Source organism: Stenotrophomonas sp. AC248 (genome assembly GCF_979258185.1).
In genome coordinates this window covers 3,110,314-3,125,428 of sequence record NZ_OZ409840.1, presented here as the reverse complement: position 1 = coordinate 3,125,428, position 15,115 = coordinate 3,110,314, and the positions used below count along the sequence as shown (strand labels likewise).

Sequence of the window (15,115 nt, the reverse complement as noted above, 5' to 3'; positions counted from 1 at the left end):
GCCAGCGCCGGCCCCTGGTCAGTTTCGTGCGGTACGGGCCTCAGTCAGCTGCGGCATCGGCCCGCAGCTGCGCGGCGCGCTCGGCCCCCAGGTAGCGGGTGATGGCGCGCCGCATCAGGTACAGCAAGGGAATCAGGGCGATGGCAAAGCCCATCTTGTAGACGTAGTTGACGCTGCTGACCGCCAGGAACAGCGAGGTGGGCCACTGCTGCGGGCCCAGCACGAACGCGATCCAGATCACCACGAAGCTGTCCACCAGCTGCGACACCGCCGTGGAGCCGGTGGCGCGCAACCAGACGTGGCGTTCGCCGGTGGCCCGGCGGATGCGATGGAAAATGGAGACATCGATCAGCTGCCCGACCAGGAACGCCACCAGCGACCCGGCGATGGTCCACATGCCCTGGCCGAACACCGCGGCGAATGCGGCCTGGTAATCGGGCACGCCGTGGGCGCTCATCGAGGTGACCCACCAGCTGGCCGGCACCAGCGAGATCGCGGCGAAGGCGAACAGGAAGCCGTAGCTGATCAACACCACCGCCATCCACGAGATGAACTTCACCCCGCGGCGGCCAAAGAACTCGTTGATGGTGTCGGTCATGATGAACACCACCGGCCACAACAACGTGCCGGCGGTGAAGCTGAGCGAGCCGGTCTGGCCGAACAGGTTCCAGTTGAACGGCGCCACCCCGAGGGTGTCTTCGAGCGCGAAGATCTTCACCCCGATCAGTTCGGCCAGCACCGCGTTGGCGCAGAAGAACGCCGACAACGCGATGAACAACAGCACCGCGCGGTCCTGCAGCGGCCGCGCGCTCACCTCAGCGGTCGCCGGCGCGGGTGAACGGTACGCTTTCCGGCGCGACGGCACCGCCGGAGATGATGAAGCTCATCGCCTGGTCGACGGTCCAGTCGGTGGGGGTCAGCAGTTCCACCGGCACGATTTCCAGGTAGCCGGAGGTGGGGTTGGGCGTGGTCGGTACGTACACGGCGGCCAGCTCGCGGTCGGTGCCCTGTTCGCGGATCACCCGCGTGACCAGGCCCACCGACTTCATGTCACGGTGCGGGAAGTCGATCAGCACCACGCGCTGGGTGCTGCCCGGTTCGGTCTGCAGCATGTCCAGCAGCTTCTTGGCGCTGTCGTAGATGATGCTGGCCAGCGGAATGCGCTTGATGACCGCGCCGAACCAGCGCAGCAGGCGCTGGCCGATCACCCGGCGGCTGAGCACGCCCACGCTGAGGATCACCAGCAGGGTGGCAGCCAGGCCGATCACGTTCTGCATCCACTCGACCTTGACCCAGCCCAGGTAATGCGGGAACGAGGCGGCGATCTGCTCGGACAGGGGCACCACCACCGGGCTGGAAATGCCCGACAACAGCACGAACACGAATTTGACCACCACCCAGGTCAGCCAGATCGGCAGCAGGGTCAGCAGGCCGGTCAGGAACAGGCGCTGCAGGGAGGGGCGCGGAACGAGTTGGGGGGCTTCGGGCGACATCGGCGCATTGTAGCGGTGCGGCCGCCCGGATTACCCTGCCTGCCGCTGCAGGGAGCGGCGCAGGGAGGGAATGCTGTGTTGAAGGGACTGAAGTGGGTGGGGGTGACCGTGCTGGGGTTGGGCGCGCTGGTAGGGCTGGTGCTGCTGGTGTCGTGGTTGCTGCCGGTGCCGGCCGAGGAACGCCGGGCGCTGCAGGCCATGGAGGCGGGGTTGCCCACGATGGCACCCGAACGCAATGCGTTCCCGGCGATCTGGCTGCTGGACCATGACGGCATGACACCGGCGCAGGTGCAGGCGCAGACCGCCGAGGATGCGCGCCGTTGGGCGCCGGGGCCGGCCAGCGGCGCGGACCCGGCCGGCGATGCCGTGGCGGGCGACACGCGGTTTGCCAAGGTCATGCCGGCCACCGGCTGGTGCCGGCGCAGTGTCAGCGCCTGTCTGGCCGCGGTACGTGCCGACGCCGATGCGGTGGCGCAGGCCCATGCCGGCCATGACGGGTTGCACGCCCGCATTGCCGCGCTGGGCGAGGACGATCACTACCGCTCGCTGTTCGTGCCCGACGTGGCGATGCCCTTCCCGTCGTTCCAGGTACTGATGGAGCGCACCTCGTGGCACGCGCTGGCGCATGTGCGCGGCAACAGCGCCCAGGCATTGCAGGGCACCTGCGAGGATATCCGCACCGGGCGCATGCTGATGGCGCACAGCGACAGCCTGCTGGTGGCGATGGTGGGTTCGGCGATGGCCGAGCGCAACGCGGGTCTGTTCACCGAGATCCTGGCCGAGCTGCCGACGGGCACCGCTGTCCCGGCGACGTGCCGACAGGCGCTTGTCGCCCCCACGGTGGCCGAGCTGGACCTGTGCCTGCCGATGCGCGGCGAGTTTGCGTTCGTGCGGGCGGCGATGGCCAACCAGCCGGCGCTGGAGCAGGCGCAAGGCTGGTTGCACGACGAAGGCAAGACCCAGGCCCGCAATGCCTGGCAGATGTCGCGTACCTGCAGCACCGAGGTGCAGGCGCAGATCCGCGACGATCGCCCCGTGCAGCTGCCCGCGGCGCCGTCGATCTGGTCATTGGCCTGCGTGGCCAACGCGGCCGGTTGCATGACGCTGGCCATCAGCGAGCCGGCATACGACGGCTATTCCCTTCGCATGCAGGATGCCGGCGCCCAGCTGCGGCTGGCGGGGGCGATGCTGTGGCTGCATGGGCAGCCGCGTGGCCACACCGACGCGCTGGCCCGCCTGGCCGCGATGCCGCAGGCGCTGCGCAGCACGCAGCGCCCGCCGCAGCTGAGCGCCGATGGGCAGCGGGTGCAGGTGCCGCGCTACGGTCGCGCGGGCGACGGCGGGCCGGCGTGGATCAGCGCACCGCTGCCGCAGGCGTGGCGCCCGCATTGAGCGGCGCAGTTACGGCAGCGGATTGAACGCCGCGCCGTCGCCGATGCTGTCCAGCGTCCAGCGCTGCGTCGAGGCCAGTTTCTCCCAGCCCACCTGTTCGCCGTCCGTTTCGATGCTGCCGCTTGCGCGGCGTATCTTCGCGGTGGAGTAGTTGATGCTCACCGATCCGGTCTGGCCCGAATTGCGCATCATCGTGTCACTGTCATAGCCGATCAGCGCGAACGCGTCGTGCTGCCAGCGGAAGGTGAAGCGGGTGGACCCGGTGGCCCAGCTGCCGGCGTTGGAGAAGGCGTACAGGCCCACCTGCAGCGTGCCGCGCACGATCGACACGCCGCCCGCGCCGTCCTCGAACACGTCCGACAGGTTCGGGTACTCGTGGCGCGGAATCAGCTGGTGGTTCTGCGCGGCCAGCGCATAGCTGCCATCCGGCCGCGCCCAGGCGATGGCGAGCAGGCGCGGGTTGCTGTCCAGCGGGCTGATGCCGATGCCGTCGTGTTCAAGCACGTTGCGGGGATCCTGCTGGCGCAGCACCAGCACCAGGTCGGCACGCCGGTCGGCGTTGAGGTCGCCGTCCAGCCGCTGTTCGATGCGCCAGCCGCGCGGCACAAAACCGTTCGCATCCGCGGCGGTGGCCGGCAGCGTCGGATAATCCACCGGCGGTATGTCCAGTGCGTGCGCAAGCACCGGCAGGCACAGCAGGGGCAGGGCGATAAGCAGGGTACGCATGATGCAGGGGCCGACGTTGGGGGCGCCGAGCATAGCAAGCACGCCGCGTGCTCAGCCCTTGCGGGCGCCGCCGTTGCGCGCGTCCGGCTTCAGCCGCAGGTACACCTGCTTGCGTACCCGCGCGACCACCTCGCCCTGTGCGTCGCGAATGTCGTTGCTGAACCAGTGCAGGTACTTTTCGCCACCGGCCGTGGCGGCACGCAGCTGGTCCAGCAGCGCGTCGTCCAGATGGAATTCCGCACGCACGGTGCCGCGACCCGGTTTGAGGAATTCGATTTCGCCGGCCCGGTCCCACACGTAATAGTCGCGGCCCAGGTTATGCATCACGGTGAGCATCCAGAACGGATCGGTCATCGCAAACAGGCTACCCCCGAAATGGGTGCCCACGTAGTTGCGGTTCCAGGGGCGCATGCGCAGCTCGACCTGCACGTGGCGGTAGTCGGGGCTGACTTCGGTGACATGGATGCCGGTGAACAGGAACGGCGGCCACAGGTTCATGCCGTGGCGGAACACGCTGGCTTTCATCGGGTCGACCCAGGTTGCGAACGAGGGATGAATCTTACCATTCGCAGGCGTATGGTGTGGCAATCAGTCGCCGTCGTCGGCCATGTAGCCGTCACGACCCGCGGCCTTGGCCTTGTACAGCGCCGCATCGGCGCCTTCGAAGAAGTGCCGCGGTTCGCTGCGGATGGCGGGTACCCGCGTGTACACGCCCACGGTCAGGGTGATGTGGACGCGTTGCCCGTTTGCACCGGGTACCTCCAGCAGGCGTACCCGTGCCAGCAGGTCCTCGATCACCTGCACCGCGCCGTCGGCCGCGGTGTCGGGTAGGATCAGCGCGAACTCGTCGCCGCCGAAGCGCGCGGCCATGTCGCGCGGCCGCCGGGCGTGCGCGCCGATCTCGCTGGCGATCAGGCGCAGCACGTTGTCGCCGGCCTGGTGGCCGTACACATCGTTATGGTGTTTGAAGTGGTCCACGTCGATCAGCACCAGGCTCAGCGGGCGGCCACTGCGGCGGCCGGCGTCGTGTTCCTGCTGCAGGGTCTGCTCGAAACGCAGGCGGTTGCCCAGCCCGGTCAGTGCATCGCTGTTGGCCTGGCGGCGCCACGCGCTGATCCGCCACAACACCCACGCGCAGATGACGGCCAGCATGCCGGTGAGCGCCGCAGCCGGGGCAAACCAGAGGTTGCCGGCGCGCAGCAATACGAAGCTGAGCAGAAGGGTGGACGGCAAGGCCAGCAGCGCGCTGGCCGATGCCCGGGGCAGCGACAGGCCCAGGCAGCACAGCGCCACCAGCAGGCCGCTGAGCAGGTCCCGCCACAGCGTGGGTGGCAGGGTGATGACCTTGTCGGTGAGCAGCATGGAGGCGACGTTGGCCTGGTACTCGCTGCCGCTCATCCAGCGCTCGCGCGTGGTCGGGGTGAGCAGGCGCGGAGCGATGCCGCTGGCGGTCATGCCAACCAGGACCAGCCGCCCGCGCAGCAGCGCCGGGTCGACGTCGCCGTTGAGCAGGTCGACGTAGGACACCTGCGGAAACCGTTCGGGTGGGCCTGCGTAGCGCACCCGTACGTAGTGATCGCGTCGCCACTGATACGGCGAGGACTGTCCCGGGTCCGGATCGCGCAGGCCGGGCAGTGGGCCGCGCGCGTCGGCCAGCGCCAGCCCGAGGGCGGGCCAGTGCGGTGAGCCGATCCCGGCGGTGAGGTACAGGCCGCGTGCCACTCCGTCGGCGTCCACTTCGACATCGCTGTGCCCGAGCGTGGCCGCGTTGGCGGCGATCAGCGGGATGGGCAGCAGTTCCTCGGCCATGTTCGGGCCACTGGCCGGCGCGGCCAGCACCGGCAGCACCACGCGGCCGTTGCGACGGATCGCCGCCGCCAGCTCCGCATCCTGCGCTGCATCCTGGCGGTCCGGTTCGGACAGCATCAGGTCCAGCACGACCCGCGCGCTGCCGGCCTCGGTGAGGCGGTCAAGCAGGCGTGCGTGGGTCGAGCGCGGCCAGGGCCACTGCCCGATCTGTTGCAGACTGTTGTCGTCGATCGCCACGATCAGCAGGCGCGGGTCGGGCGGGTAGTCCCACGCCCCGACATACGCATCGTAAACCGCCTCGTCCTGCTGCCAGAACCACTGCCAGTGGCTGGCGATGGCGGCCAGGCCGCCCACCAGTGCCGACAGCGCCAGCCGCTGCGGCCACGACAGTGCCAGTGGTTTCACAGCAGCAGCCACAGCAGCAGTGCGCCGCCGCCAGCGCCGTAGCAGGTGCGGCAGGGCAGCGTGAGCTGCTGTGCCGGCGAGAACGGGCCGGCATAGCCATCGTCATCGATGTACTGCACGCGCACGTGCAGGGTGCCGTGCCAGGGACGCTTCAGCGATACCTCCGGCTGGTCGACCTCGCGGTCCAGTAACGGGTTGGCGAAATCGCCTTTGCGGTCGATCTGCACGCGGTAGCGTTGACCGGCTTCACCGGCCTGCCAGCGCAGCGTCAACTGGCCCTTGGCAGCCTGCGGTGGCTGCAGGGCGGGATCGACGGGGGCATCGGTGAGGGTAAGCGCGACCGGGTGGCCGAAGCGACCGCGGTGGCCGTTGCCATCGCGTGAGGCAACCCGCCAGAAGTACGCGCCCGGGGCCAGGTCCGCGGCCGCGCGTGCATGCGGGCTGGTGCTCTGCTGCTCCAGCACGGGCTCAAGGAACTGGGCGTCACGCGCGATCTGCAGCACGCTCGTCGCGGCGCCGTCGACCTGGCTCCACTGGAACCGCGGCCGCGCGCTGTTGACGGTTTCCTGGTTGACCGGGCGCACCGTCAACGGGGGCGGCGGTTGATCGCGCACCTCGAAATCGTGTTCGGCGTCGAGACCTTCCACATCGTCGGCGCTGACCGCGCGGACCAGTACGCGCAGCGTGCCGGGCGCCAGGTCCGGCACCGTCAGGGTAGTGGCCGTGGTGTCCTGCGCGAACAGCAGGATCTCGGGTTGGTCGGCACGGACCACGTCCACCCGGTAGTGCGCGGCACCGTCCACCGCCGTCCACGCCAGTTGCGCGGGCAGCGGGTCCAGGCGCAGCTGCGCCGGGTCCAGCAGTGGCGCCGGCAGCAACGGCTCCAGTGCGCCCGGGCGCGTGTCCTGCGATGTGCTGCGGGTGGCCTGGCCGCGGGTGACCAGGCGTTGGCCGCGTGGGTTGCCGACCTGCACCTTGCCCTGCAGCACTTCGGTGGCCGCGCTGCGCCCGTCACCGCCGGCGCTGACCCGGAACACGGTGCCGCGTACGCTGCTGGTCGCCGTTGGCGCATCGATGATGTAGCGCGATGCCGGACCAGTTGCCGGCGTTACCCGGTTGCTGGTGCGGCCCTGTTGCAGGCGCACGCGGGTGTCGACCATGCCGGTGTGCCCGTAGCGGCTGAGCTGGTCCAGGCGCAGCCGCGAGTTTTCGCGCAGCTGCAGCCGCGAATCATCGGCAAAGACCAGGGTGACGCTGGCATCGGCCCCGGTGACCAGATGCTGGCCGATCGTGAGCAGCTCGCCTTCGATCACATCGCGCAGGCCACCGCGCGCCGCGTCGCCAACCTGCACCGGCCCACGCAGGGCCAGTACCCGGGCCGGGACAGGCTGCACCGCCAGCCACGCCACCGGGAAACGCAGCTGGCTGCCCGGCGGCAACCGGTAGGGGTCGCTCACGCGGTTGTGGGATTGCAGGTGTTGCCACGGTACCGACGGTTTCAGGTAGCGCGACCCCAGGTCCCACAGGGTGTCGCCGGGGCGTACCCGGTAGGTCCAATCCTGGGCCAGCAAGGGAAATGCGGAGAACAGCAGGGCTGCCACCATCAACAGGCGTGCGGGCAGCGAACAGGGGTGAAGCAAACGGGTCGAACTCACGGTCATCTGGGCCCTGCTGGGCGGGGCTCAGCCGTGCGGCCCCCATGGCCCAGACCTCATCCCCCCGAATGGATCGCGGCGTCGTGGACGCCGCGGTCGCATTATTGCCCGGGACCCGTGCAGAGTTTCTGAACGTGACTTCCGTCACATTCCATGTGGGCGAGGCGCATCCGTCCGTAGTAACTGAACACGTGGCGCCTCCTGCGCCGGATCAGAACAGCAGCGATGCCATCCGGCGGCGATAGCGGCCCACCAGATCCTCGTCGGCGATCACCTTGAAGGCATCGATCAGCAGCTTGCGCGGCAGGCCTTCGGCGAAGGTACGGTCGCTGCGCAGCATGGCCAGGAACTGCTCCAGCGCGGCCTCATCCTCGCCGCCCAGCAGCAACTGCACGCCTCGCAGGTGGCGCGCCTGCAGGTCATCGCCATTGGCCGCGATGCGTGCGTCCAGCGTTTCGGCCGCCGGTGCGTCCTGCAGTGCGTTGGCGAAATCCAGGCGCGCACGGGCCCGTACCGCACGGTCGTCGGTGGCCAGGTTGGCCGGCAGCGCATCGATCAACGTGCTGGCCTCGGCGGTGCCGCCGGTCTGCAGCAGGGCCAGCGCCAGGTCCAGCTTCAGCTCGTCCTTGTCCGGCTCGGCGGCGATCGCCGCGCGCAGCACGTCGACCTGGGCCTGCGGGTCCAGCGGTTCGGGCTCGGCCACCGCGTCGGCGGCCGGTTCGGCCGGGGTGACGCCGTGCTGGGCCAGGAACTCGCGCAGCTGGCCTTCCGGGATCGCACCGGGAAAACCGTCTACCAGCTGGCCGCCCTTCACCAGGAACACGGTGGGCACCGAGCGGATCTGGAACGCCGCCGCGATCTGCTGTTCGGCATCCACGTCGACCTTGGCCAGCTCGAAGGCGCCGTGGTACTCAGCGGCCAGCTTTTCCAGCATAGGCCCCAGGGTTTTGCAGGGCTCGCACCAGCTGGCCCAGAAATCGACCAGCACCGGCGTCTGCAGAGACTTCTGCAGGACCTCGGTTTCGAAGGTGGCGGTGGTGGCGTCGAAGACGTGCGGCAATTCGCTCATGGTCGGCAATCAACGATTAAAGATGTACGCAGTGTATGGGTGCGCAGGTTGCGGGACGCAACCCCGGCTCCCGGGATCGGCGCAAACCGGTGACAATGCGCGGCGTTCCCTTTGGCCCAGGCAGACCTTCATGCACATTTCGCCCCGTATCGATCGCGGCATCGGCGCGCTTGCCGCGCTTGTGTTCGTCGTGGCGGTTGTCGGCTTCGGTGCGGCGCTGCCGGGGTACCGCGCGCTGTCGCATCCGGTGGCGCTGCTGGGCGCCACCGGGGTGCCGCATGCACAGGCGTTCAGTTGGCTGGGGCTGGTGCTGCCAGGGGTGCTGGCCTGCGCGGTGGCGCTGCGCCTGCTGGTGCGGGTGCCGCGCACGGCGCCCTGGACGCTGCGCGTGGGCGTGCAGCTGCTGGTACTGGCGGGAGCCGGGTTCGCCGTGATGGGGCTGCTGCCGCTGGACGCCAGCGATATTGAAAGCCCGGCCAGCCAGTTCCATGCCAGTGCATGGATGGTGTGGGTGCTGGCGTTCGTGCCGGGCACGCTGCTGTACGGGCTGGGCGCGCTGCGCGTGCCGGGCTGGCGGCCACAGGCGCTGCTGCACCTGGGTTGCGCGGTGGGCATGGTGCTGGCCGCGTTCGTGCTGCAGGCCTGGATGCCGGCGCCGCTGGCGCAGCGGCTGGCCTTTGCCGTCTGGGCGGTGTGGCTGGTCGCGGCGCTGCCATTGGCGTTGCGCACGATGCGGGGCGCGGTTTAGCGCCCCGCAGGGTTCAGCTGGCGTGGCACTGAAGGCTGAATCCGGACCCCGGATAGTCCCGGTTGATCAGTGCAAGGGCCTGGTTGGTGGCATCTACGCCATCGTCAGCCTCGATCGTGTAAACGCCGGAGCGGCCGTCATTAAGCGTGTAGGCACAATTGAAACTTGCCGCATGTGCCGTTGCGACCACCCCAACGGTCATGCCAATAACAAGAACTGCTCGCGAAAAAAGCTTCATGGAACGCTTAACTCCTTTATCGACTCCGAACGGTCGGCCTTGGCCGTGCGGGGCTGGGAGCCGGGCAACCCCTGCGCCACAAGGCTGCAGCAGGGGGGGCGGCCCGGTATAGGGAGTCGGCTGTATCCGTAGAGGGAAAAGCCGCGTTCCCGTCTGGGGTTCTTGACGCGCGGGCGCCCCTGGAAACCGCGTCCCGCGGCCCTGCGGCCGGCGCATCGCGGGGCCAGCGCCGGCGGGAGAGCGAGGCGGGCCGGGCGTTCCGGCGCTCGATTGGAGCGCCTTGCCGCACTGCGGTATCCTTTCCTGCTTTACCGCCGCACTAGCGTTTCCATGACCAGCGTCGAACCCAACGTTTACGATCCGCAGCAGGTTGAATCCGCCGCCCAGAAGTTCTGGGATGCCACCCGTGCCTTCGAGGTGAGCGAGACTTCGGACAAACCGAAGTACTACTGCCTCTCGATGCTGCCGTACCCGTCCGGGGCGCTGCACATGGGCCACGTGCGCAACTACACGATCGGTGACGTGATCAGCCGCTACAAGCGGATGACCGGGCACAACGTGCTGCAGCCGATGGGCTGGGATGCCTTCGGCCTGCCGGCCGAGAATGCGGCGATCAAGAACAAGACCGCGCCGGCCAAGTGGACCTACGCCAACATCGAGCACATGCGGGGCCAGTTCAAGGCCATGGGCTATGCGGTGGACTGGTCGCGCGAGTTCGCCACCTGCACGCCGGAGTACTACGTGCACGAGCAGCGCATGTTCACCCGGCTGATGCGCAAGGGCCTGGCCTACCGCCGCAACGCGGTGGTGAACTGGGACCCGATCGACCAGACCGTGCTGGCCAACGAGCAGGTCATCGACGGCCGCGGCTGGCGTTCCGGCGCGCTGGTGGAAAAGCGCGAGATCCCGCAGTGGTTCCTGCGCATCACCGATTACGCCCAGGAACTGCTGGACGGCCTGGATGAACTGCCGGGCTGGCCCGATTCGGTCAAGACCATGCAGCGCAACTGGATCGGCCGCTCCGAAGGGCTGGAAATCCAGTTCGACGTGCGCGACGCCGACGGCAGCGCGCTGGATTCGCTGCGCGTGTTCACCACCCGTCCGGACACCGTGATGGGCGTGACCTTCGTGTCGATCGCCGGCGAACACCCGCTGGCCCAGCACGCGGCCAAGTCCAACCCGGCCCTGGCCGCGCTGCTGGCCGAGATGAAGCAGGGCGGCGTGTCCGAAGCCGAACTGGAAACCCAGGAAAAGCGCGGCATGGATACCGGCCTGCGCGCCGTCCATCCGGTTACCGGCGCCCAGGTGCCGGTGTGGGTGGCCAACTTCGTGCTGATGGGCTACGGCACCGGCGCGGTGATGGCCGTGCCGGGCCACGACCAGCGCGACTTCGAGTTCGCCACCAAGTACGGCCTGCCGATCCGCCAGGTCATCGCGCTGAAGGCGTTGCGCAAGGAAGAAAGCGCCTACGACGCCACCCGTTGGCAGGACTGGTACGGCGACAAGACCCGCGACACCGAACTGGTCAACTCCGACGAGTTCGACGGCCTGGACTTCCAGGGCGCTTTCGAGGCGCTGGCCGAACGCTTCGAGCGCAAGGCCCAGGGCCAGCGCCGCGTGAACTACCGCCTGCGCGACTGGGGCGTGAGCCGCCAGCGCTATTGGGGCTGCCCGATCCCGGTGATCTACTGCCCCAAGTGCGGTGCGTTGCCGGTGCCGGAAGAGCAGCTGCCGGTGGTGCTGCCCGAGAACGTCAACTTCGTCGGCACCGGTTCGCCGATCAAGGCCGATCCGGAATGGCGCAAGACCACCTGCCCGGACTGCGGTGGCGCGGCCGAGCGCGAAACCGACACCTTCGACACCTTCATGGAGTCCAGCTGGTACTACGCGCGCTACACCTCGCCCGGTGCCCGCGACGCGGTGGACAAGCGCGGCAACTACTGGCTGCCGGTGGATCAGTACATCGGCGGTATCGAGCACGCGATCCTGCACCTGATGTACTTCCGTTTCTTCCACAAGCTGCTGCGTGATGCGCGCATGGTGGACAGCAACGAGCCGGCGCAGAACCTGCTGTGCCAGGGCATGGTGATCGCCGAGACCTACTTCCGCCCGAACCCGGACGGCTCCAAGGACTGGATCAACCCGGCCGACGTGGACGTGCAGCGCGACGAGCGCGGCCGCATCACCGGCGCCACCCTGATCGCCGACGGCCAGCCGGTGGTGATCGGCGGCACCGAGAAGATGTCCAAGTCCAAGAACAATGGCGTGGACCCGCAGGTGATGGTGAGCAAGTACGGCGCCGACACGGTGCGCCTGTTCTCGATGTTCGCCGCGCCGCCGGAGCAGTCGCTGGAGTGGAACGAGGCCGGCGTGGATGGCATGGCGCGGTTCCTGCGCCGCTTGTGGACGCAGGTGCAGAAGCACGCCGCCGAAGGCCTGGCCCCGGCGCTGGACGTGGCCGCGCTGAACGCCGAGCAGAAGGTGCTGCGCCGCAAGACCCACGAAACCATCGGCAAGGTCGGCGACGACTATGGCCGCCGCCACAGCTTCAACACCGCCATTGCCGCGGTGATGGAACTGATGAACGCGCTGGCCAAGTTCGACGATGCAAGCGGGCAGGGCCGTGCGGTCCGCCAGGAAGCGTTGCAGGCCACCGTGCTGCTGCTCAACCCGATCACCCCGCATGCCAGCCATGCGCTGTGGCAGGTGCTGGGCCACGGCGAAACGCTGCTGGAAGACCAGGCGTTCCCGCAGGTCGACAGCAGTGCGCTGGTGCGCGATGCGGTCACCCTGGCGGTGCAGGTCAACGGCAAGCTGCGGGGCACCATCGAGGTGGCCGCCGATGCGCCGCGCGACCAGATCGAAGCACTGGGCCTGGCCGAACCGAACGCGGCCAAGTTCCTGGACGGGCTGACGGTGCGCAAGATCATCATCGTGCCCGGCAAAATCGTGAACATCGTCGCTGCCTGATTCACGTAGAGCCGGGTTCTACCCGGCTACCGTAAAGCCGGGTTCCACCCGGCTGCAGCACCCCCGTAGAGCCGGGTTCTACCCGGCGCCCCCCGGAGCGGGGCAGAGCCCCGCTCTACGTTCACGCGGCATCGGGCATCTTCAGTGCCTGTTGCCGCGCCCGCCCGGCTCCCCCAGACTGTGCCCATGACCCGATTCCTGCTTGCCCTTGTCCTGACCGCGTCCCTTGCCGGCTGCGGCTTCCACCTGCGCAACAAGTTGATGCTGCCGGCCGATACCGCCGCGGTGAAGGTGGTGTCCACCGCGCCGTACAGCGAGCTGGCCAAGCTGCTGCGCCGGGGGCTGCAGTCGTCGGGGGCGCAGATCGCCGAGTCGGACGACACCGCCAAGGCGGCCCAGCTGCAGGTGCTGTCCGAGCGCTGGGGTGATCTGCCCATTGCCATCGATGCCCAGGGCCGTGCCCAGGAATACAGCCTGCGCTACGCGGTGATCTTCAAGTTCCTGCGTGAGGATGGCAGCGAGCTGGTGCCGCAGCAGGTGATCGAGCTGTCGCGCGACTACGTGTCCCCGCCCACCGACGCCACCGGTACCACCACCGAGCGCGAGATCCTCGCCGACGAACTGCGTCGTGAGATGTCGGCCTCGATCATGCGCCGCATCGACAGCGTGGTGCGCGCCGAGATGGAAGGCCGCATCCCGGTCAAGCCGGCCACCCCGGACAGCCTGCCGGTTGAACCGGCGGTGCCGCCGCCGGCAGCCCCTGCTACGCCCATCCCGGGGCACTGACCGGTCCCTCCGGACCGGCGCCAGGATGGAACTGCGACCCGAACAATTCGCCAGCCAGCCGGCTGCCCAGGCATTGGCCCCGGTCTATCTGATCGCCGGCCCGGAAACCCTGCGCGTGCTGGAAGCGGCCGACGTGGTGCGCGCCCGCGCCCGCGCCGACGGCATCGACGAGCGCGAGGTCTTCGATGCGGACGGCCGCGATTTCGACTGGCACCAGGTCGAGGCCAGCTTCAATGCGCCCAGCCTGTTCAGCCCGCGGCGGTTGATGGAACTGCGCCTGCCCAGCGGCAAGCCGGGCAAGGAAGGCGCCGAAGTGATCAGCCAGTTCTGCGCGAATCCTGCGCCGGACGTGATCCTGCTGATCACCTGCAACGAATGGAGCAAGGCCCACCAGGGCAAGTGGGCCGAGGCGGTCAATCGCGTCGGCGTGCTGTCGGTGGCCTGGGCGATCAAACCGCACGAGTTGCCGGACTGGATCGAACGCCGCCTGCGCAGCAAGGGCCTTCGCGCCGAACCGGCCGCTGTGCAGCGCCTGGCCGAGCGGGTGGAAGGCAACCTGCTGGCCGCCGCGCAGGAGATCGACAAGCTGGCCCTGCTGGCCGCGGGGCAGACCCTGGACGTGGACACCATGGAATCGCTGGTGGCCGACGCCGCCCGCTATGACGTGTTCCGCCTGCTGGAGGCCACGTTCTCGGGGCAGCCGGTGGCGGTACTGCGCATGCTGGCCGGGCTGCGGGGCGAAGGCGAAGCGGTGGCGGCGCTGACCCCGATGGTCATCCGCGAGCTGCTGTCCACCGCCGGGCTGGCCCGCGTGCAGGCCCGGGGCGGCAACCTGGCCGCCGAGATGAAGAGCCGCGGGATCTGGGAATCGCGGCAGGCGCCGTTCAAGCGCGCCCTGCAGCGCCATCCCGAACCCAAGCGTTGGGAGCGTTTCGTGGCCGAGGCCGGGCTGGTGGACCGCATGGCCAAGGGCCGTGCCGACGGCGACCCGTGGCTCGGGCTGGAACGCCTGCTGCTGGCCGTGGCCGAGGCCCGCGCCGTGCGCCTGCTGGCCCGCGCCTGAGCGGCATGGGCCTGCGCATTCATTACGGCGGCACCTTCGATCCTGTGCACCTGGGCCACCTGGCGATCGCGCGCGCGGCGCGCGACCAGTTGCAGGTGGCGGTGCGCCTGCTGCCCGCGGCCGACCCGCCGCACCGGGCCGCGCCGGGCGCCGATGCCGGGCAGCGGGCGCACATGCTGGCACTGGCGATCGGCGACGAGCCGGGCCTGCTGCTCGATCTGCGTGAGCTGGAACGGTCCGCGCGCCAGCCCGGGGTGCCGTCCTATACGGTGGACACCCTGCGCGAGCTGCGCGCAGAACTGGGCCCCCATCAGCCGCTGGCGTGGCTGGTGGGCGCCGACAGCCTGCTGGGCCTGACCGGCTGGCATGACTGGGAGGCCCTGTTCGGGCTGGCCCACTTCATCGTCGCCGACCGCCCGGGCAGCCCGCTGGAGCAGGCCCTGCCGCCCGCGCTGGAGGCCGCCCTGGCCGGGCGCTGGGCCGACCACGAGCGCGCGCTGCTGGGCGCCCCGGCCGGGCGCGTGCTGCGCCTGCAGACCCCGCTGCGCGAGGAATCGGCCAGTGCCGTCCGCGCCCGGATCACCGCCGGCGAGGACTGGCGCAGCCTGCTGCCGCCCGCCGTGGCCGACTACATCGCCGACCGTGGCCTGTACGGCGCCGGGCGTGTGTGAATACGCGCGGGCCCCCGGGCCCGTATAATCGGCCCCACATTTATCGAGTTCACCCGCTTTGAGCAACCAAGCCCAGCCCCAGACCATCAA

The 15,115-nt window shown here is 69.3% G+C and carries 14 protein-coding genes; 6 read left to right on the top strand and 8 right to left on the bottom strand.

Annotated features, from left to right (window positions below; genetic code table 11):
• Nucleotides 1-40 precede the first annotated feature (40 nt).
• Together ACZ0AE_RS14245 and ACZ0AE_RS14240 are read right to left on the bottom strand one after the other, a co-directional pair.
• A complete protein-coding gene (locus ACZ0AE_RS14245; RefSeq protein WP_463601418.1) occupies nt 41-814 on the bottom strand; it encodes a queuosine precursor transporter in 774 nt (257 codons plus the stop codon).
• Nucleotide 815: 1 nt separating this feature from the next.
• A complete protein-coding gene (locus tag ACZ0AE_RS14240; protein ID WP_038687085.1) occupies nt 816-1,493 on the bottom strand; it encodes a DUF502 domain-containing protein in 678 nt (225 codons plus the stop codon).
• Between the two features lie 75 nt (nt 1,494-1,568).
• On the opposite strand from ACZ0AE_RS14240, the gene ACZ0AE_RS14235 reads away from it, so the two are divergent.
• The gene (locus ACZ0AE_RS14235) at nt 1,569-2,885 is read left to right on the top strand and encodes a hypothetical protein (RefSeq protein ID WP_463601417.1); all 1,317 of its coding nucleotides are present in this window, start codon (nt 1,569-1,571) and stop codon (nt 2,883-2,885) included.
• A 9-nt stretch (nt 2,886-2,894) separates the two neighbouring features.
• On the opposite strand, the gene ACZ0AE_RS14230 is transcribed toward ACZ0AE_RS14235, so the two are convergent.
• The 5 genes from ACZ0AE_RS14230 to trxA all read right to left on the bottom strand — a co-directional run bounded on the left by ACZ0AE_RS14230 (nt 2,895) and on the right by trxA (nt 8,549).
• Nucleotides 2,895-3,611 (bottom strand): hypothetical protein, encoded by a 717-nt coding sequence (locus ACZ0AE_RS14230; protein WP_463601416.1) that lies wholly within the window; start codon nt 3,609-3,611, stop codon nt 2,895-2,897.
• A gap of 51 nt (nt 3,612-3,662) precedes the next feature.
• Nucleotides 3,663-4,136 carry a DUF4442 domain-containing protein gene (locus ACZ0AE_RS14225; protein ID WP_463601415.1) on the bottom strand — a complete coding sequence of 158 codons (474 nt, stop codon included), beginning with the start codon at nt 4,134-4,136 and terminating at the stop codon, nt 3,663-3,665.
• Between the two features lie 63 nt (nt 4,137-4,199).
• Nucleotides 4,200-5,825, bottom strand: a complete 1,626-nt coding sequence (locus ACZ0AE_RS14220) for a CHASE2 domain-containing protein (protein WP_463601414.1) — start codon at nt 5,823-5,825, stop codon at nt 4,200-4,202.
• Nucleotides 5,822-7,486 (bottom strand): FecR domain-containing protein, encoded by a 1,665-nt coding sequence (locus ACZ0AE_RS14215; RefSeq protein WP_463601413.1) that lies wholly within the window; start codon nt 7,484-7,486, stop codon nt 5,822-5,824. Before ACZ0AE_RS14215 ends, ACZ0AE_RS14220 begins: the two co-directional genes overlap by 4 nt.
• Nucleotides 7,487-7,691: 205 nt before the next feature.
• A complete protein-coding gene (trxA, locus tag ACZ0AE_RS14210; protein ID WP_313426412.1) occupies nt 7,692-8,549 on the bottom strand; it encodes a thioredoxin in 858 nt (285 codons plus the stop codon).
• 130 nt (nt 8,550-8,679) lie between these two features.
• On the opposite strand from trxA, the gene ACZ0AE_RS14205 reads away from it, so the two are divergent.
• Nucleotides 8,680-9,297, top strand: a complete 618-nt coding sequence (locus tag ACZ0AE_RS14205) for a DUF998 domain-containing protein (protein WP_463601412.1) — start codon at nt 8,680-8,682, stop codon at nt 9,295-9,297.
• A gap of 13 nt (nt 9,298-9,310) precedes the next feature.
• Here the strand turns inward: ACZ0AE_RS14205 and ACZ0AE_RS14200 are convergent, their stop codons facing one another.
• Nucleotides 9,311-9,535, bottom strand: coding sequence for a hypothetical protein (locus ACZ0AE_RS14200; RefSeq protein WP_463601411.1), 225 nt, complete (start codon nt 9,533-9,535; stop codon nt 9,311-9,313).
• Between the two features lie 330 nt (nt 9,536-9,865).
• Between ACZ0AE_RS14200 and leuS the strand changes: the two genes are divergently transcribed.
• The 4 genes from leuS to nadD all read left to right on the top strand — a co-directional run bounded on the left by leuS (nt 9,866) and on the right by nadD (nt 15,025).
• Nucleotides 9,866-12,505 carry a leucine--tRNA ligase gene (gene leuS, locus ACZ0AE_RS14195; protein ID WP_463601410.1) on the top strand — a complete coding sequence of 880 codons (2,640 nt, stop codon included), beginning with the start codon at nt 9,866-9,868 and terminating at the stop codon, nt 12,503-12,505.
• Nucleotides 12,506-12,691: 186 nt separating this feature from the next.
• Nucleotides 12,692-13,291 (top strand): LPS-assembly lipoprotein LptE, encoded by a 600-nt coding sequence (locus tag ACZ0AE_RS14190; protein WP_447595001.1) that lies wholly within the window; start codon nt 12,692-12,694, stop codon nt 13,289-13,291.
• Between the two features lie 25 nt (nt 13,292-13,316).
• A complete protein-coding gene (gene holA / locus ACZ0AE_RS14185) occupies nt 13,317-14,354 on the top strand; it encodes a DNA polymerase III subunit delta (RefSeq protein WP_463601409.1) in 1,038 nt (345 codons plus the stop codon).
• 5 nt (nt 14,355-14,359) lie between these two features.
• Entirely contained in the window at nt 14,360-15,025 is a 666-nt protein-coding gene (gene nadD, locus ACZ0AE_RS14180) for a nicotinate-nucleotide adenylyltransferase (protein WP_038687102.1), read from the top strand.
• The last annotated feature ends 90 nt before the right edge of the window (nt 15,026-15,115 follow it).